Origin of the sequence: Pseudomonas fluorescens, from assembly GCF_902497775.2 — a bacterium.
GTDB lineage: Bacteria > Pseudomonadota > Gammaproteobacteria > Pseudomonadales > Pseudomonadaceae > Aquipseudomonas > Aquipseudomonas putida_F.
In genome coordinates this window covers 5,188,993-5,206,733 of record NZ_OZ024668.1, presented here as the reverse complement: position 1 = coordinate 5,206,733, position 17,741 = coordinate 5,188,993, and the positions used below count along the sequence as shown (strand labels likewise).

18 protein-coding genes are annotated in these 17,741 nt (G+C 62.5%); 16 read left to right on the top strand and 2 right to left on the bottom strand.

Annotated features, from left to right (window positions below; all coding sequences use genetic code 11):
* Positions 1 to 124 precede the first annotated feature (124 nt).
* From oscA to F8N82_RS23960, 5 genes are all read left to right on the top strand, one after another.
* Positions 125 to 307 carry a sulfur starvation response protein OscA gene (oscA, locus tag F8N82_RS23980; protein ID WP_007941032.1) on the top strand — a complete coding sequence of 61 codons (183 nt, stop codon included), beginning with the start codon at positions 125 to 127 and terminating at the stop codon, positions 305 to 307.
* Between the two features lie 47 nt (positions 308 to 354).
* Entirely contained in the window at positions 355 to 1,362 is a 1,008-nt protein-coding gene (locus F8N82_RS23975) for a sulfate ABC transporter substrate-binding protein (RefSeq protein WP_038997733.1), read from the top strand.
* Between the two features lie 83 nt (positions 1,363 to 1,445).
* Positions 1,446 to 2,264, top strand: coding sequence for a sulfate ABC transporter permease subunit CysT (gene cysT, locus F8N82_RS23970; RefSeq protein WP_010222098.1), 819 nt, complete (start codon positions 1,446 to 1,448; stop codon positions 2,262 to 2,264).
* A gap of 14 nt (positions 2,265 to 2,278) precedes the next feature.
* Complete coding sequence (cysW, locus tag F8N82_RS23965; RefSeq protein ID WP_038997732.1) at positions 2,279 to 3,151, top strand: sulfate ABC transporter permease subunit CysW; 873 nt, start codon at positions 2,279 to 2,281, stop codon at positions 3,149 to 3,151.
* A 3-nt stretch (positions 3,152 to 3,154) separates the two neighbouring features.
* Positions 3,155 to 4,144: a sulfate/molybdate ABC transporter ATP-binding protein gene (locus F8N82_RS23960; RefSeq protein ID WP_038997731.1), complete on the top strand. Its 990-nt coding sequence runs from the start codon at positions 3,155 to 3,157 to the stop codon at positions 4,142 to 4,144.
* 72 nt (positions 4,145 to 4,216) lie between these two features.
* On the opposite strand, the gene F8N82_RS23955 is transcribed toward F8N82_RS23960, so the two are convergent.
* Together F8N82_RS23955 and F8N82_RS23950 are read right to left on the bottom strand one after the other, a co-directional pair.
* Positions 4,217 to 5,824, bottom strand: coding sequence for an alkaline phosphatase family protein (locus tag F8N82_RS23955; protein WP_038999659.1), 1,608 nt, complete (start codon positions 5,822 to 5,824; stop codon positions 4,217 to 4,219).
* A 100-nt stretch (positions 5,825 to 5,924) separates the two neighbouring features.
* Positions 5,925 to 6,875 (bottom strand): LysR family transcriptional regulator, encoded by a 951-nt coding sequence (locus tag F8N82_RS23950; protein WP_038997730.1) that lies wholly within the window; start codon positions 6,873 to 6,875, stop codon positions 5,925 to 5,927.
* Between the two features lie 144 nt (positions 6,876 to 7,019).
* On the opposite strand from F8N82_RS23950, the gene F8N82_RS23945 reads away from it, so the two are divergent.
* The 11 genes from F8N82_RS23945 to F8N82_RS23895 all read left to right on the top strand — a co-directional run bounded on the left by F8N82_RS23945 (position 7,020) and on the right by F8N82_RS23895 (position 17,693).
* Positions 7,020 to 9,362 (top strand): TonB-dependent receptor, encoded by a 2,343-nt coding sequence (locus tag F8N82_RS23945; protein WP_038997729.1) that lies wholly within the window; start codon positions 7,020 to 7,022, stop codon positions 9,360 to 9,362.
* 247 nt (positions 9,363 to 9,609) lie between these two features.
* Positions 9,610 to 10,404, top strand: a complete 795-nt coding sequence (locus F8N82_RS23940) for an energy transducer TonB (protein WP_038997728.1) — start codon at positions 9,610 to 9,612, stop codon at positions 10,402 to 10,404.
* A gap of 28 nt (positions 10,405 to 10,432) precedes the next feature.
* Complete coding sequence (locus F8N82_RS23935) at positions 10,433 to 11,161, top strand: MotA/TolQ/ExbB proton channel family protein (RefSeq protein WP_038997727.1); 729 nt, start codon at positions 10,433 to 10,435, stop codon at positions 11,159 to 11,161.
* Between the two features lies 1 nt (position 11,162).
* Positions 11,163 to 11,564: an ExbD/TolR family protein gene (locus tag F8N82_RS23930; protein WP_038997725.1), complete on the top strand. Its 402-nt coding sequence runs from the start codon at positions 11,163 to 11,165 to the stop codon at positions 11,562 to 11,564.
* A 172-nt stretch (positions 11,565 to 11,736) separates the two neighbouring features.
* Positions 11,737 to 12,318, top strand: coding sequence for an alpha/beta hydrolase (locus F8N82_RS23925; protein ID WP_038997723.1), 582 nt, complete (start codon positions 11,737 to 11,739; stop codon positions 12,316 to 12,318).
* 69 nt (positions 12,319 to 12,387) lie between these two features.
* Positions 12,388 to 13,329: a sigma 54-interacting transcriptional regulator gene (locus F8N82_RS23920; protein WP_038997721.1), complete on the top strand. Its 942-nt coding sequence runs from the start codon at positions 12,388 to 12,390 to the stop codon at positions 13,327 to 13,329.
* Positions 13,330 to 13,505: 176 nt separating this feature from the next.
* Positions 13,506 to 14,291, top strand: a complete 786-nt coding sequence (locus tag F8N82_RS23915; RefSeq protein ID WP_038997720.1) for a MetQ/NlpA family ABC transporter substrate-binding protein — start codon at positions 13,506 to 13,508, stop codon at positions 14,289 to 14,291.
* Positions 14,292 to 14,742: 451 nt separating this feature from the next.
* Positions 14,743 to 15,408, top strand: a complete 666-nt coding sequence (locus F8N82_RS23910) for an amino acid ABC transporter permease (protein ID WP_038997719.1) — start codon at positions 14,743 to 14,745, stop codon at positions 15,406 to 15,408.
* Positions 15,389 to 16,048, top strand: coding sequence for an amino acid ABC transporter permease (locus F8N82_RS23905; protein WP_038997718.1), 660 nt, complete (start codon positions 15,389 to 15,391; stop codon positions 16,046 to 16,048). The genes F8N82_RS23910 and F8N82_RS23905 overlap by 20 nt, the downstream gene beginning before the upstream one ends.
* Positions 16,045 to 16,818 carry an amino acid ABC transporter ATP-binding protein gene (locus F8N82_RS23900; protein ID WP_038997717.1) on the top strand — a complete coding sequence of 258 codons (774 nt, stop codon included), beginning with the start codon at positions 16,045 to 16,047 and terminating at the stop codon, positions 16,816 to 16,818. The genes F8N82_RS23905 and F8N82_RS23900 overlap by 4 nt, the downstream gene beginning before the upstream one ends.
* The gene (locus tag F8N82_RS23895) at positions 16,815 to 17,693 is read left to right on the top strand and encodes a transporter substrate-binding domain-containing protein (protein WP_038997716.1); all 879 of its coding nucleotides are present in this window, start codon (positions 16,815 to 16,817) and stop codon (positions 17,691 to 17,693) included. The genes F8N82_RS23900 and F8N82_RS23895 overlap by 4 nt, the downstream gene beginning before the upstream one ends.
* The last annotated feature ends 48 nt before the right edge of the window (positions 17,694 to 17,741 follow it).

Genomic DNA, 17,741 nt, shown 5'->3' with positions numbered 1-17,741 from the left:
GTTATATAAAAATTCTTAAATAGTATTTTTAAGAATATTCGCGCCCCCCTAAGATTGCCCTCAAGCCAGGCGCAGTCGCTCCCCTTCACGCACTGCACGGCACCCATATCACAGGAGCACGAGCATGAGCGCATCTCTGCGTAGCGTTGACGGTCAGGACGAAGCCACCATTCTGCGCGAAATCCAGAGCGCCCTGCGCGACCTGCGGTTTGGCGCGGTGGAAATCACCGTGCACAACGCCCAGGTCGTCCAGATCGAACGCAAGGAAAAGTTCCGCCTGCAGAACCCCGGCAACAAGCCCAGCTGATTATCGCGCCACCTAATTAGAAAAATACGCCAATCGGGAGCTTCACCATGTCCATCCGCCGTTATGCCCTGGCCGCCCTCGCCAGCGCCGTTTTTGCCGGTTCCGCTATCGCCAAGGACTACGAACTGCTGAACGTGTCCTATGATCCGACCCGCGAGTTGTATCAGCAGTACAACGCCGAGTTCATCAAGCACTGGCAGCAGGCTCACCCGGACGACAAGGTGAAGATCCAGCAGTCCCACGGTGGTTCGGGCAAGCAGGCCCGTGCAGTGATCGACGGCCTGCGCGCCGACGTGGTGACCCTGGCCCTGGCCGGCGACATCGACGAAGTGGCCAAGCTCGGCAAGACCCTGCCGGACAACTGGCAGACCCGCCTGCCGGAGGCCAGCACGCCGTACACTTCGACCATCGTGTTCCTGGTGCGCAAGGGCAACCCGAAAGGCATCAAGGACTGGGGCGACCTGATCAAGAAAGACGTCTCGGTCATCACCCCGAACCCGAAAACCTCCGGCGGTGCCCGCTGGAACTTCCTCGCCGCCTGGGCCTACGGCCTGAAAGCCGGGGGCAGCGAAGCCAAGGCCCAGGAATACGTGAAAGAGCTGTTCAAGCACGTGCCGGTACTGGACACCGGCGCCCGTGGTTCGACCATCACTTTCGTCAACAACGGTCAGGGTGACGTGTTGCTGGCCTGGGAAAACGAAGCCTTCCTGGCGCTCAAGGAAGACGGTGGCGCCGACAAGTTCGACATCGTCGTGCCGTCGCTGTCGATCCTCGCCGAGCCGCCAGTGGCGGTGGTCGACAAGAATGCGCAGAAAAAGGGCAACGAGCAGATCGCCGAGGAATACCTCAAGCACCTGTACAGCCCGGCCGGGCAGAAGATTGCCGCCGAGAACTTCTACCGCCCGCGTGATCCGAAAGTCGCTGCCGAATACGCCAAGCAGTTCCCGAAACTGGACCTGGTGACTATCGACAAAGACTTCGGTGGCTGGAAAACTGCCCAACCCAAGTTCTTCAACGATGGTGGCGTGTTCGACCAGATCTACACGGCGCAGTGATGCCCGGCAGGATAATCGCCGTTCAGTAGCCAGCATGGGCCCGGGATTCGTCCCGGGCTTCGTGCGTTCAACCAGGGACCTTTATGTCACGTCGTATTTCCCCCGTCATACCCGGCTTCGGGCTGACGCTGGGCTACACCTTGGTGTACCTCAGCCTGATTGTGCTGATACCGCTGGCCGCCATGTTCATACATGCCGCCCAGCTCACCTGGGAGCAGTTCTGGGCCATCGTCAGTGCCCCGCGAGTGCTCGCGGCGCTCAAGCTGAGCTTCGGCACTGCCCTTTACGCGGCCATCATCAACGGCATCATCGGTACCCTGCTGGCCTGGGTGCTGGTGCGCTACACCTTCCCCGGACGCAAGATCATCGATGCGATGATCGACCTGCCGTTCGCCCTGCCTACCGCCGTTGCCGGTATTGCCCTGACCGCGCTGTATGCACCGGCCGGCCTGGTCGGCCAGTTTGCCACGGACCTGGGTTTCAAGATCGCCTACACCCCGTTGGGCATCACCCTGGCGCTGACCTTCGTGACCCTGCCGTTCGTGGTGCGCACGGTGCAGCCGGTGCTGGCCGACATTCCCCGTGAAGTCGAAGAGGCCGCCGCCTGCCTGGGCGCCAAGCCGCTACAGGTGTTCCGCTACGTGCTGGCGCCGGCGCTGTTGCCAGCCTGGCTGACCGGCTTCGCCCTGGCGTTTGCCCGTGGCGTTGGCGAGTACGGTTCGGTGATCTTCATCGCCGGCAACATGCCGATGAAGACCGAGATCCTGCCGCTGCTGATCATGGTCAAGCTCGACCAGTACGACTACACCGGCGCCACCGCCATCGGCGTGTTGATGCTGGTGGTTTCCTTCATCCTGTTGCTGCTGATCAACTTGCTGCAGCGGCGCATCGAAACCCCTTGAAGGAGGCCACGTCCATGTCTGCGAATTCTATTGGCGCGGCCGCTTCGGCCAATGCCGCCCGCCGTGGCAGCGCCACTTCACGGCGTATCCTGATCAGCCTGGGCTGGTTGATCTTCGCCCTGTTCCTGCTGCTGCCGCTGGTGATCGTGGTGTCCCAGGGCCTGAAAATGGGCCTGGGTACGTTCTTCGAGGCAATCTTTGAGCCCGACGCCCTGTCGGCGCTGAAGCTGACCCTGATTGCCGTGGCCATCTCGGTGCCGCTGAACCTGGTGTTCGGCGTCAGCGCCGCCTGGTGCGTGAGCAAGTACAACTTCCGTGGCAAGAGTATCCTGGTCACGCTCATCGACCTGCCGTTCTCGGTGTCGCCGGTGATCGCGGGCCTGGTCTACGTGCTGATGTTCGGCGCCCAGGGCCTGTTCGGGCCGTGGCTGCAGGATCATGACATCCAGATCGTCTTCGCCTTGCCGGGCATTGTCCTGGCGACCATCTTCGTCACCGTGCCGTTCGTGGCCCGTGAACTGATCCCGCTGATGCAGGAGCAGGGCACCCAGGAAGAAGAGGCTGCGCGCCTGCTCGGTGCCAACGGCTGGCAGATGTTCTGGCACGTGACCCTGCCCAACATCAAATGGGGCCTGATCTACGGCGTGGTGCTGTGTACCGCGCGGGCCATGGGTGAGTTCGGTGCGGTGTCGGTGGTGTCCGGTCATATTCGCGGGGTGACCAACACCTTGCCGCTGCACGTCGAGATCCTCTACAACGAATACAACCACGTTGCGGCCTTCAGCGTCGCCAGCCTGTTGCTGATCCTGGCGCTCTTCATCCTGCTGCTCAAGCAGTGGAGCGAGTCCCGTATTAACCGTCTGCGCCATAACGCGGCGGAGGAATAATTCATGTCGATCGAAGTTCGTAACGTCAGCAAGCGCTTCAACGCTTTCCAGGCTCTGGACAGCATCAACCTGGATATCCACAGCGGCGAGCTGGTGGCTTTGCTCGGCCCGTCCGGCTGCGGCAAGACCACCCTGCTGCGGATCATCGCCGGGCTGGAAACCCCCGACCAGGGCAGCATCGTCTTCCACGGCGAAGACGTCTCCGGCCACGACGTGCGTGATCGCAACGTCGGTTTCGTGTTCCAGCACTACGCGCTGTTCCGCCACATGAGCGTGTTCGACAACGTCGCCTTCGGCCTGCGCATGAAGCCCAAGGGCGAGCGCCCGAGCGAAAGCAAGATTGCCGAGAAGGTCCATGAGCTTTTGAACATGGTCCAGCTCGACTGGCTCAGCGACCGTTACCCCGAGCAGTTGTCGGGCGGCCAGCGCCAGCGTATCGCCCTGGCTCGCGCCCTGGCGGTAGAGCCCAAGGTCCTGCTGCTTGACGAGCCGTTCGGTGCCCTGGATGCCAAGGTGCGAAAAGAGCTGCGCCGCTGGCTGGCGCGCCTGCACGAAGACATCAACCTGACCTCGGTGTTCGTCACCCATGACCAGGAAGAGGCCATGGAAGTCGCCGACCGTATCGTTGTGATGAACAAGGGCGTGATCGAGCAGATCGGCTCACCGGGCGAGGTCTACGAGAGCCCGGCCAGCGACTTCGTTTATCACTTCCTTGGTGACTCCAACCGCCTGCACCTGAGCGAAGGCCACCACGTGCTGTTCCGCCCCCATGAAGTGTCGCTGTCGCGTCATGAGATCGAGGGCCACCACCCGGCAGAAGTGCGCGATATCCGTCCGCTGGGGGCGACGACCCGGGTGACCTTGAAGGTCGAAGGGCAGAGCGAGCTGATCGAGGCTGAAGTGGTCAAGGACCATGACAGCTTGAGCGGTCTGGCGCGCGGCGAGACCTTGTTCTTCAAGCCCAAGGTCTGGCAGAAAGTGGCCAACATCTGAAGGCTTCATCGCGGGGCAAGCCCGCTCCCACAATTTGATCTCCTGTGGGAGCGGGCTTGCCCCGCGATAGCTTCACCACACCCCAATCTTCACCACACTGTCCTCTCGCGGTTCGCCATAGCGAAACCACTGCCCACGCCGCTCGATTTCGGTATGGCTGATGGTGGTCCGCCGCTTCAAGCCCCTGAGCCATTCGAACAGATAGCCCTGATGGGTTTCGCGTACTTCGGCATACGCGGGATCCGTTCCCAGGTCGTGCAACTCCTGCGGGTCATTGAGCAGGTCGAACAGCTGCGCGCGAAAGCCGTCATAAGCCAGGTACTTCCAGCGCTCGCTGCGCACCATGGTCATCCGGCAACGGTCGATCGGCTGGCCCAGACGCTCGCGAGCCGGGGCCTGGAAGGCGTAGTCGTACTCGGCGATGGCATAGCTGCGCCAGGCGCTGGCCGTGCCATGCAACAAAGGGATCAATGAACGTCCCTCCAGCCGATGCTCGGCACTCGGCAACCCCAGCGCGTCGAGGAAGGTCGGCAGCGCATCGATGGTCTCAACCAATCGCTCATCCACCGTGCCGCGGCTTACATCGGCCGCGGCCCGTGGATCACGCACAATCAGCGGCACACCCACCGCAGGCTCGAGGAGAAACTCCTTTTCGCCCAGGCCATGGTCGCCGAGAAAATCCCCGTGATCGCTGGTGAACACGATCAGCGTGTCCTCCCAGCGGCCATTGCTTTGCAGCATATCGAACAGGCGCCCGAGCTGGTCGTCGATCTGTTTGATCAGGCCCATGTAGGTGGGGATCACTTTCAGGCGCACGTCTTCGCGAGAGAAGTTGAGGCTTTCCTGGTGCTGGCGGAACGCGGCATACACCGGGTGATCGTTGTCTTGCTGAACCGGTATCGCCGCCTGCACCTGGTTGGCGTTGTACAGCGCGTGGTAGGGCGCCGGGGCGATGTAGGGCCAGTGCGGCTTGATGTACGACAGGTGCAGGCACCAGGGCTGCTCGCCCTGGGCCTGGATGAAGTCGATGGCACGGTCGGTGGTGTAGACCGTCTCCGAGTGCTGCTCGGGCAGGCGCGTGGGCAGGTCGGCGTTGCGCATGTACCAGCCGCTGAGGATCTCGCCGTCGTTGCCCTCGGCGGCATTGGCCCAGCTGTGCCAGGGGTTGTCGCCGGCAAAGCCGTGGTCGCGCAGGTAGCGGGTGTAGGGCGCGCTTTCGCGTTTGTCGGCGAACAGCGGGTCGTCGGGGAAGATGCCATCGTGGCGGGCAACGGGCTCGAAACCCACCTCGTTGAGTTGCTCGGCCGTGCTCCCTAGCGGGTCGATGGCCAGTTGTTGCAGGGCCTCCTGGTTCGGCGTGGCGTGGGTCTTGCCCACCAGGGCGGTGCGGATGCCGGCGGGGCGCAGGTAATCCCCGAGGGTCAGTTCATCCAGCGGCAGCGGCACGCCGTTCCAGGCCACCTGATGGCTGTTGACATAGCGCCCGGTGTAGGCCGACATGCGCGACGGGCCGCAAATGGTGCCTTGGCTATAGGCGCGGCTGAAGCGCACGCCGGCGGCGGCCAGGCGGTCGATGTTCGGTGTGTGCAGGTGTGGGTGCCCATAGCACGAGAGGTAATCGCGACGCAGTTGGTCGCACATGATGTACAGCACGTTACGCACGGCAGTGGGGTGGGGCATGGCAGTCACCTGAGCGAATTTCAGCTGACTGTTTTCGCCGCCCGGGGCGCGTATCACAAGCGCATTTGGCGAATGCAGTTGATGCGTGCCGCGCAATGGCTCAGATCGCCAACTGCTCCAGGTTGCAGGCGTCGAGGGCGCGATCGGCCTGATCGGTGAAGATGATTTGCTCGATCATCGCCTCGGCCAGCGGCGACAGGCGCAGGCGCGCCTGGCTGACGATGCCATAGCGGGTGTAGAGCTCTTCGCAGTCATCACTCAGGCCGTCGATGCTCAGCCGCACCAGCTTGCCGTTGGCGTTGTGCAGGGCGTCGCTGTACGCGCCGCAGATGCCGATGGCATCGGAGTTGAGCACCACGCCCAGCAGGCTGTAACTGTTTTCGCACTCGACGTTGGCGACGAAATCCGGGCGACCGCTGAGGTCGGCGATCACCTTGCGCAGGTTTGGCGGGCGCAGGGTGACGGCCAATGGATAGTGCAACAGCTGCTCGGCGCTGACGCCGGGCAGCGCCGCCAGCGGGTGCCCGGCACGGCAGCAGAAGTGCCAGCGCCGTGGCCGCAGGCGCAGGGTCTGGTACTGCGGATCGGCTTCGAAGTGGCGGGTATCGGCGACGAAGAATTCGAACTCCTCAGCCAGCAGGCGCTTGTTCAGGCTCTGCCAGTCATCGACCTGGAACTGCACCCGCGCCTTGGGGTAGCGGCCGATGAAGCCGCCAATCGCCCGTGGCACCAGGCCCGCTGCTGGCGCCGGGCCGCAGCCGAAACGCAGCTCGCCGGCCTCCAGGCCATTGAACTGGCTGATCTCGTTGCTCAACTGGCGCGCGCCACTGACCAGCCGCCGCGCGTGTTCGAGCACCACCAGGCCTTGCTTGGTCGGTGGCAGCTCCTTGTGCGAACGGTCCACCAACTGGCAACCGGCACTGTGCTCCAAGGCCTGGATGCTGCGGCTGAAGGCCGATTGCGAGAGGTTCACCGCGGTCGCCGCAGCGACGAAGCTGCGGTGCTCGGCAAGGGCGATCAGGTGGCGGAGTTGGCGCAGGTCTATATGCATTTTTCACATAAAAAGTATCGGGCAAATGCATTTGCTCTGCCTCTGGTGCACTCCTTATAAAGGCAATCTCTTATGCAGTAAATGTATGTCGAATCATAAATAAATAACTTAAAGGAATATAAATTCCTTTGCCAGGAGCCGCCCATGAGCCCGACCCTTCGCGCTGCACCCTTGTCTTCACGGCGGCTCCAGCGCCTGCCCCTGGCCTTGCTGCTGGCCGGCAGCGCCCATTGGTTGCCGGCCCAGGCCGCAGAAACGCTGAAGCCTGAGGTCAAGGCCGGCGACAGCCAGCTCAAGACTGTCACCGTCACTGCCCGGCGCCGTGAAGAGAGCGCCCAGGACGTGCCGACGCCGATCAGCGTGCTTGACGGCCAGGCCCTGGAAAGCCAGCGGGTATACCGCATCCAGGACCTGCAGCAGTTGGTGCCCAGCGTCAACGTTGCCTACATGCATGCGCGCCAGTCCAGCGTGTCGATTCGCGGCCTGGGCAACAACCCGGCCAGCGACGGCCTGGAAGGCAGCGTTGGCCTGTACCTGGACAACGTCTACCTCGGTCGCCCAGGCATGGCCGTGTTCGACCTGATGGACATCGAGCAACTGGAAGTGCTGCGCGGCCCGCAAGGCACGCTGTTCGGCAAGAACACCACCGCCGGGGTGATCAACATCAGCACCCGCGCGCCGAGCTTCACCCCCGAGCGCAGCATCGAGACTTCGGTGGGCGAGGATGGTTACTTCCAGACCAAGGGCACGTTGTCCGGCCCATTGAGCGAAACCCTGGCCGGGCGGATTTCGGCCTACCGCACCCGCAACGACGGCGACATCAAGAACGAGTTCGACGGCCATACCCTCAACGGCGGTTCGCGCCAGGGCTTTCGCGGCCAGCTGCTGTACAAGCCCAGCGAGCAGTTCAACCTGCGCTGGATCGGCGACTACAACGAAGAGGATTCCAGCGCCGGCACCCGCCTGCTGTACAGCACCGGGCCGACCATCAATGGCGTCAACCGCTATGAAGCGCGGGCCCAGGCGGCCGGGGCGACGCTGGTCGACGGCAGTAAGCGCAAGGTCAATCTCGATGACGATCAGCAGGTCACGGTGTTCCAGGGCGGCACCTCGCTGGAAGCCAACTGGACCCTGGACAACGATTTCACCCTGACCTCGGTGAGTTCCTACCGCTGGTGGGACTTCACCCCGCGCAACGACGATGGCCTGAACGTGCCGGCGGCCTACAACGCCGGGGTGTCGGTGCGCGATAAACAGTACTCGCAGGAGTTTCGCCTGGCCTCGCCCACGGGCGGCTTCTTTGACTATGTGCTGGGCGCCTACTACTTCGGCTCGGATCTGGATAACAAATCCTTCGTTCATTACGGGCCCCAGGCCGATATCTGGAACGGCACGCCAGCCGGGGCACTGGCCAACGTCAGCAGTGTCGGCAAGGGCCATATCAAGACCGACAGCTTTGCCTTGTTCGCCCAGGGCACCTGGCACCTGACCGAGCGCCTGGATTTCACCGCCGGGGTACGCGGCACCTATGAAGAAAAAAGCGCCTGGGTCGATCGCGCCGCGCCTGCGGGTGGTGTAGCGGTTGCAGGGGCTGCGGCAACCGCGCGCCAGGGCCGGGTTGGCGTCTATGATTCGGGCGATCTCAACCAGTACAGCACCAGCCCTTCGGGCTTGCTCAACCTGAGTTATCGCTTCACCGATGATCTGCTCGGCTACGCCACGTTGTCTCACGGCGAGAAGTCCGGTGGGGTCAACCTGGCCGTAGGCACGGCGCCGGTGGCGGGTGCCGATTCGCTGCTGATCGGTACCGAACGCGCCAACAACGCCGAGCTGGGCTTGAAAAGCACCCTCTGGGACCGCCGCCTGCAGCTCAACGCCAACCTGTTCTGGACCGAGGTGCACGGCTACCAGACCAACGCCTACGACGATGCCAACCGCGTGCAGTACCTGACCAACGCCGGCTCCGTGCGCTCACGCGGGGTGGAGCTGGAAAGCACGCTGATCCCCATACGTGGCCTGACCCTGAACCTCAACGGCTCCTACAACGACGTGCGGTACCTGTCCTACAAGGACGCCCCGTGCGCGCCGGAAGTCGCCCTGCAACCGGGTGCCCCGGCGGCGTGCGACCTGAGCGGCCACCAGGTGGTCGGCGCATCGAAATGGATCGCCAACGCCAACGGCCAGTACCAGTGGGACCTGGACAACGGCCTGCAGCCTTACGTCACCGCCACCTACGCGTTCCGCTCGAAGGCGGTGGGCACGGTCGAGGACTCGGACTTTGCACAGATCCCCAGCTATGCCGTGGTCAACCTGTCCACCGGCCTGCGTGGCGACCTTGGCCAGGGCCAATGGGATGTCTCGCTATGGCTGAAGAACGCCTTCGACAAGACCTACTACACCACCCTCTGGAGCGCGGCCAATGGCGGCTATGAAGGCCTGCTCGGTACCCCGCGCACCCTGGGTGTAACTGGCCGCTACGACTTCTGAAACAGGGTTTTGCCATGCCTTTGCCGAATATTTTTCATGCCTTGCGGGCATGGCGTTTCAGGCCTTTGGCGCCAGCCCTTGAATGGCGCGGCTTAGAGCGGTTCGGTCGGTTTGTATATGTGTTTTTGTTCTATCCATAACTTTAAAAATTACTTTAAGACATAAGTAACAGAGGTTGATGATTCATCCCAGCGAAGGCAATTGACCTGCCTTCGATGAAACGCACTCACGTCCCAGGAGTTGATCAATGGGTAATGTCCAGACCGCCGCCAGTGCTCACGATGTGCTTTGGCGCCAGACGCCGAGCGGCGAGCTGGTTGACCTCGGTCGCCCGCTGCGGTTGCCGCTGGCGCAGTTGCGCCTGCAAAGCACACCAAAAAGCGCGCTGAGCCGTCGGGAGAAGATTTTGCTCGGGGTGTTTGCCCTGGCTTTGCACGGTGCGGTGGCGTACTGGGTGAGCCAGGCGCCGACCCCGGTGTTGCCGGTGGTACCGCCGGAAATCCCGCCGATGACCATCGAGTTTTCGCAACCGGCGCCGCCGGCTGTCGAGCCGCCACCGCCACCACCGCCGGCAGTGGTCGAGCCGCCGCCACCGGTGGTCGATGAGCTGGCGGCCAAGCCTGCGCCGAAACCGGTACCCAAGCCCAAACCTGTGCCCAAGCCGGTACCCAAACCTGCGCCCAAGGCGGTCGAGCAACCGCCTGCGCCGCCACAGCCAGCAGCACCGCCTGCGCCTCCCGCACCGCCTGCACCAGCCCCGGTGACGCCGGCTTCGGCCAACGCCGGGTACTTGAAGAACCCGGCGCCGGAGTACCCGTCGCTGGCCCAGCGTCGCGGCTGGGAAGGCACGGTGTTGTTGCGGGTGCATGTCCTGGCCAGCGGCAAGCCGGGTGACATCCAGATTCAGAAAAGCAGTGGCCGCCAGCAACTCGACGACGCCGCCCTGGCTGCGGTCAAGCGCTGGAGCTTCGTCCCGGCCAAGCAGGGCGACGTGGCCCAGGACGGCTGGGTCAGCGTACCCATCGACTTCAAGATCCGCTAATTCGCGCTAACAGAAGAGAGTATTGATCATGACTGTATTGGCATCCCCCCTCGAATCCATCGAAAGCGCGGTGATCTGGCTGCTGGTGGGCTTCTCCGTCGTCACCTGGGGCCTGGCCCTGGTCAAGGGCGTGCAGTTCGTCCGCCTGAAGAACCAGGACAAACGCTTCCACAAGCAATTCTGGGCCGCTTCAAGCCTGGACTCAGCCGCTGAACTCAGCCATGCCCAACCTGGCGCCGCCGCCCGTGTCGCCCAGGCCGGTTACGCCGCCATTGCCGTCGGCGAACCCGGCCAGCAAGCCAGCGACCTGAGCCAGGCGATCAACCACCAGGACCGCCTCGAACGTGCCCTGCGCCAGCAGATCGTTCGTGAGCGTCGCTCGCTGGAAACCGGCCTGGCCGTAGTCGCCAGTATCGGTAGCACCTCGCCCTTCATCGGCCTGTTCGGCACCGTCTGGGGCATCATGGAAGCACTCAAGGGCATCAGCGCCGCAGGCTCGGCAAGCCTGGAAACCGTGGCCGGGCCGATCGGTGCGGCGTTGGTCGCCACCGGTGTCGGTATCGCCGTCGCGGTGCCGGCGGTGCTGGTCTACAACTACTTCCTGCGCCGCCTGAAGCTGACTGCCGCCGACCTCGATGACTTCGCCCACGACTTCTACAGCCTGGCGCAGAAGAGCGCATTCCGGGTACTGGTGCACCCCACCGCGTACAAGGCCGCAGCCGGCCAGCACACCCAGAAAGTGAAGGAGGCATCCTGATATGGCCTTCTCGACCCAGGACAGTGACGAAGTACTCAGCGAAATCAACGTAACGCCGTTGGTGGACGTGATGCTGGTGCTGCTGGTGGTGTTCATTGTCACCGCGCCCCTGCTGACCAATGCCATCCCCATCAACCTGCCCAAGACCGAGGCCGTGGCCCCGGTGGAGCAGAAGGACCCGCTGGTGGTGAGCATCGACGGGGGTGGCAAGCTGTTTATCAACAAGGACGAGATCCAGCCGGATCTGCTGGAAACCAACCTGCAGGCGGCCAAGGTCAAGGACCCGGAACTGCGCGTACAGCTGCAGGCCGACGATGGCGTGAATTATGGGGAAGTGGCGCGGGCCATGGCCTCGATCGAACGTGCGGGTATCACCAAGCTGTCGGTGATCACCGCCCGCTGAGCAACATCTCTCAGGCAATGCTTCAGGGACCGGTCCTTCGGCAGGGGGTGGTCCCTTTTTTTATGGATAAATTTATATTTTGGTTATTAATAAATATCTTCTTATTCCTTTACGAATATAACCACCCCCCTATACTTGGCCTCATGCACGCAAACGCAGCAGGAGGCGTCCCATGCGCAACGAGTCGATCCGTTACCTGATTGTGCCGGGCTGGCAAGGTTCGCCAGACGATCATTGGCAAACCCACTGGCAGCAGGTGCTGCCCAACAGCGCCCGGGTCGAGCAGGCCGACTGGTTGAACCCGCAGCGCCAGGACTGGGTCGCAACACTCGAGCAGGCGGTAGCCGCCGATGAATCTCCGGTCATCCTGATTGCCCACAGCTTGGGCTGCATCACTGTCGCCCATTGGGCTGCGCAAGCCAGCGCGACCCTGTTGCGCCGGGTTCGCGGTGCTTTGCTGGTGGCCCCGGCGGATGTCGAACGCCCGACCTGCGCGCCTGCACTGCGCAACTTTGCACCGATTCCACAGCTGCTGCTGCCGTTCCCAAGCCAGGTGGTCAGCTCCGACAACGACCCGGCCGTGAGCGCCCCGCGGGCCATGCAACTGGCTCGCGCCTGGGGCGCCGAGACCGGCTTCCTCGCCGGTGCCGGGCATATCAACGTCAAGTCCGGGCACCGCCGCTGGGAGCAGGGTTTCGCTTACCTGTACCGCCTGCAGAACCGTCTGCAACAGCACGCCCTACGCCGCGCCTGATCTTCAGGCGCTGACCATTCGCTTTGATTCGAACGCCCGGCCGGAAAGCGCCAAGGGCGGGAGTTTGCCATGAGTAATCACGACACCTTCGGCCAGCCTTTGCTGACGTTTCCCGAGCTGGACAAGAGCCCGCTGAGCATCCGCGCCAAGGCGCTGGTGTTCGTCGACCCGCGTTCGCGGCAATTGCGCGAGGAGCTCGAGCTGCTCGCGCCCTTGGCCTTGCCGGTGCTGATCCGCGGCGAGACCGGGACCGGCAAGGAACTGCTGGCCAGGCAGATTCATCGCGCCAGTGATCGCGGCGGCTTGTTCGTTTCGGTCAACTGCGGGGCGATCAGCCCAACCTACGCCGATGCCGAGCTGTTCGGCTACAGCGCCGGTGCCCACAGCGGCGCGGCCAGCAGCCGGGCCGGCTGGTTCGGCTCGGCCAATGGCGGCACCCTGTACCTGGACGAAATCGCCGACCTGCCGCTGCCGATCCAGATCAAGCTGCTCTCGGCGCTGGAGAACCGTGAAGTCACCCGCGTCGGTGCCCAGCAACCGAACCCGGTGGACGTGCGCCTGGTCGCCGCCTCGAGCATTGACCTGGCCGAGGCGGTAAGTGCCGGCAAGTTCCACGATCGCCTGTATCACTACCTGCGCGAAGGCCAGCTGGAGCTGCCGGCTTTGCGCGAGCGGGTCGGCGATATCCTGCCGCTGGCCGAGTATTTCGTCGGTATCTACAGCCCGCGCCTGAACCTGTCGGTGCCGTTGATCAGCGAAGCGGCGCAGCGGGTCCTTGAACTGCACCGCTGGCCAGGCAATACCCGCGAGCTTGAGAACGTCATTCACTTCGCCCTGCTGGTCAGCAGCGGTGAAGAGATCCTCCCCCAGCATCTGAACCTGCCGACATCCTTGAACGCTCTGGCCAGCCAGTTGGAGCAGTTGCTGAGCCTTGGTGAGCCGGGTGAGCGCAGTGCGCTGCAACAACTGCTGGAGAAGACCCTGTTGCGTCTGGCGCAACCGGCTGCTTGATACCATGCATGGGGTGCATGGCTGAATCCTTTTAAAATGGAATAAGCAGCAAAATAAAAGATATTGTTCTGGTATAAAAAATCTAGGTATTGTCCGCCTCAAGCCAGCTAGCAAAGTGCTGGCAACCCTCACCTTCGCCGTCGCCCGATGGCCGTGTATTCGAATAAGGACTGCGCATGAAAAAGGCTCTGTTGTTGACTGCTCTGGCGGCCGCTCTGTCGGTTGCAGGTTTTGCCCAGGCGGGCGAGAAGCTGGTAGTTGCCGCTACCCCGGTTCCCCACGCGGAGATCCTCGAGCTGATCAAGCCAACCCTGGCCAAGGAAGGTGTGGACCTGGAGATCAAGGTATTCACCGACTACGTGCAGCCTAACGTGCAGGTCGACCAGAAGCGCCTGGACGCCAACTACTTCCAGACCCTGCCCTACCTGAAGAACTTCAACGAAGGCAAAGGCACCCATCTGGAAACCGTGATTGGCGTGCACGTCGAACCGTTCGGCGGCTACTCGAAGAAGGTCAAGAGCCTGAGCGAACTGAAAGACGGCGCGACCGTTGCCATTCCTAACGAAGGCAGCAACAGCGGCCGTGCCCTGCTGCTGTTGCAGAAGGCTGGCCTGATCACCCTGAAGGACCCGAAGAACGCCCTGGCGACCCCGAAAGACATCGCCGAGAACCCGAAGAAGCTGAAATTCCGCGAGCTTGAGTCGGCCATGCTGCCGCGTGTGCTGGACCAGGTAGACCTTGACATGATCAACACCAACTACGCCCTGGAAGCCGGCCTGAACCCGGCTAAGGACGCCCTGGTCATCGAAGGTGCCGACTCGCCGTACGTGAACTTCCTGGTGGCCCGTCCCGACAACAAGGACAGCGACGCCATTCAAAAGCTGGCCAAGGCCCTGACCAGCCCTGAAGTGAAGACCTTCATCGAGAAGAAATACAGCGGCGCGGTACTGCCGGCGTTCTAAGAGGCTACACACACATCCTGTGGGAGCGGGCTTGCCCCGCGATGCGATCTACCAGTCAAATCGCATCGCGGGTCAACCTTGCTCCCACAGTGCATTCAATTCCCCGCATTGACCGCCCGGCGCAATGCCGTCAGCCACTTGATCAGTTCTTTTGCATCGAGAGTGGGGGCGCTATTCATCCTTTGTCTTCCTTGTTGGTGTGATGGGTCGACAGCGCTTGGATAGCATTTGCAGCAGAAAGATCCCGCCATCGCCAAGGATTTCGCAGGTTAGCTGTTTGGGTGATATCAATATGCAATAAGGGTATTTAAATAAATATCTTTATACCTTTAGAGTCTATCTATTGTGCTCACCCGCACTGACAACCCCTGTGTAGAGCCGCCCGTTTACCCTCGGGCCGGTCCGAGATCCTGTCCATGCTGCCACTTGATTGTCTGCCGAGGCTCATCCCATGAGCTTCGATTTCGCCTTTATCCTTAGCACATTGCCGGCCTTTCTCAAGGCAGTGGGCGTCACTTTGCAAGTCGGCCTGATCGCCATCGGCACTTCGCTGCTGGTGGCGCTGGTCAACGCCGCGATCCTGGTTTACCGCACGCCATACCTGCAGCGCCTGGTAAAGCTCTATGTGGAATTGGCGCGCAACACGCCGCTGCTGATCCAGCTGTTCTTCGTCTACTTCGCCTTGCCGGAACTGGGCCTGAAGATTTCCGGTTTCGCAGCGGCGATCATCACCATGACCTTCCTTGGCGGCGCCTACCTGACCGAGGTGCTGCGCGCCGGTGTCGAGGCAGTACCTGTGGCGCAACTGGAATCCGGCCGCTCGATTGGCCTGTCGGAAGGCCAACTACTGCGCCATGTGATCCTGCCCCAGGCGGGCATCCTCAGCTTGCCGGCGCTGTTCGCCAACTTCATCTTTTTGCTCAAGGAAACCACCGTGGTGTCGGCGGTGGCGGTGCCGGAAATTCTCTACACCACCAAGAGCTACATCGCTCTGTATTACAAGACCTACGAGATGCTCGCGGTGCTGACGCTGATTTGCGTGCTGCTGTTCCTGCCTTTGTCGCTGCTGCTCAGCCGCTTGGAACGGAGGCTGCAACATGGCCAGTTCGGGTCTTGAGTTGTTGCTGGTGTCCTTGCCGCAACTGGGCAAGGGCGCTGCGCAAACCCTGGCGATTTCGGCGCTGAGCATCCTCTTCGCCACCCTCGGCGGCGTGCTTTACGGCGTGCTGGCGACCTTGGGCAAACGCTGCGTGAATGTGCTGCTGCGCATCTACCTGGAGCTGTTCCGGGCGATCCCGGTGCTGGTCTGGCTGTACCTGCTGTTCTTCGGTTTGCCGATCTTCTTTGCCGTGAGCATTCCGAGCTTCTGGTGTGCGGTGCTGGTGCTGTCGTTGTGGGGCGCCAGCGAAGTGGGCGAGGTGGTGCGTGGCGCGCTGCAGTCGTTGCCGCGCGGGCAGCGCGAAGCCGGGCTGTCGATCGGCCTGTCCGGCGGGCAGCTGTATGGCTATGTCCTGCTGCCCCAGGCGCTCAAGCGCATGACCCCGCCGACCATCAACATCTACACGCGGATCATCAAGACCAGCTCGCTGGCGGTGCTGATCGGCGTGGTCGATGTGATCAAGGTCGGCCAGCAGATCATCGAGCGCACCTACGAGTCGGTACTGATCTACGGCGCGCTGTTCCTGTTTTTCTTCTTCATCTGCTACCCGCTGTCAGCCGCTTCGCGCGCGCTGGAGCGCCGCTGGACACACGCATGAGCGCATTGATCGAGTTCAAGGGCTTCAACAAATTCTTCGGCGAGCAGCAGGTGCTCGACCATGTCGACCTGCAGGTACGCAGCGGTGAAGTAGTGGTGATCCTCGGCCCCAGCGGCTGCGGCAAGAGCACTTTGCTGCGTTGCCTCAACGGCCTGGAAACAGCCCACAGCGGCAGCCTGCGCCTGGCCGGTGAAGAGCTGCTGGCGCCCGGCACCGACTGGCGCCAGGTGCGCCAGCAGGTCGGCATGGTGTTCCAGAGTTATCACCTGTTCGGCCACATGAGCGTGATCGACAACCTGCTGCTGGGCCCGCTCAAGGTGCAAAAGCGCGAGCGCCGTGAGGCCCAGGCCCAGGCCGAAGCCTTGCTGGCCCGGGTTGGCCTGCTGGACAAGCGCGACGCCTTCCCGCGCCAGCTTTCCGGTGGCCAGCAGCAACGCATCGCCATCGTCCGTTCGCTGTGCATGAACCCGCAAGTGATGCTGTTCGATGAAGTCACCGCGGCGCTCGACCCGGAAATGGTCAAGGAAGTGCTGCAGGTGATCCAGGGCCTGGCCCGTGACGGCATGACCCTGCTCATCGTTACCCATGAAATGGCCTTCGCCCGCGCGGTGGCCAACCGCATCGTGTTCATGGAGGCCGGCAGGATCCTTGAACAGCGCGACCCCGAGAGCTTCTTTACGAACCCGCAGAGCGCACGCGCGCAGCAGTTTCTGGAGAAATTCTCCTTTGTTGAAAGCCTGCCCAAAACACTCGCAAAGGAACTGTCATGAAAACTGCCAAGACTTCGAAACTGCTGTTGTCCGTACTCGGCCTGGCCCTGCTGGCCGGCTGCAACAAAGCTGAAGAGCCGAGCAAGCCGGCCGCCGGTGGCGCCGCGCCGGCCACCAGCTACCTGGAAACCATCAAGGCCCGCGACAAGCTGATCGTTGGCGTATTTACCGACAAACCGCCATTTGGCTTTGTCGACGAGGCCGGGCGCTATGTTGGTTTTGATACCGACATCGGCCGCCAGTTTGCCAAGGACCTGCTCGGCGATGAGAACAAGGTCGAGTTCGTTGCCGTGGAACCTGCCAGCCGTATTCCGTTCCTGCAGAGCGACAAGGTCGACCTGATCCTGGCCAACATGACCGTGACCCCGGAGCGCAAGGAGGCGGTGGAATTCACCAACCCCAATCTGCGTGTTGCCGTGCAGGCCCTGGTGCCGGAAGGCAGCAGTGTGAAGACACTCGATGACCTGGCCGACAAGACCACCATCGTCACCACCGGCACCACCGCCGACATCTGGCTGACCAAGAACCACCCGGACTGGAAGCTGCTCAAGTTCGAGAAAAACACCGAGTCGCTGCAGGCCCTGGCCAGCGGTCGTGGTGATGCCTACGCCCAGGACAACCTGATCCTGTTCAGCTGGTCGAAGCAGAACCCGGGCTACCGCGTACTGGAAGAAAAGCTCGGCGAGGAAGCACCGATTGCACCGGCGGTGAAGAAGGGCAACATCGAGCTGCGTGACTGGGTCAACGCCGAGCTTGCGCGCCTGGGCGAGCAGAAGTACCTGCTCAAACTGTATGACCAGTATGTGCGCAAGGAACTGAGCGATGACACCAAGCCTGAGAGCGTGATTGTCGAAGGCGGTAATTGGCAGGGCTGACCTATCGCGGGGCAATCCCTCTCCCACCGGTGTCGGCAGGAGCGGGCT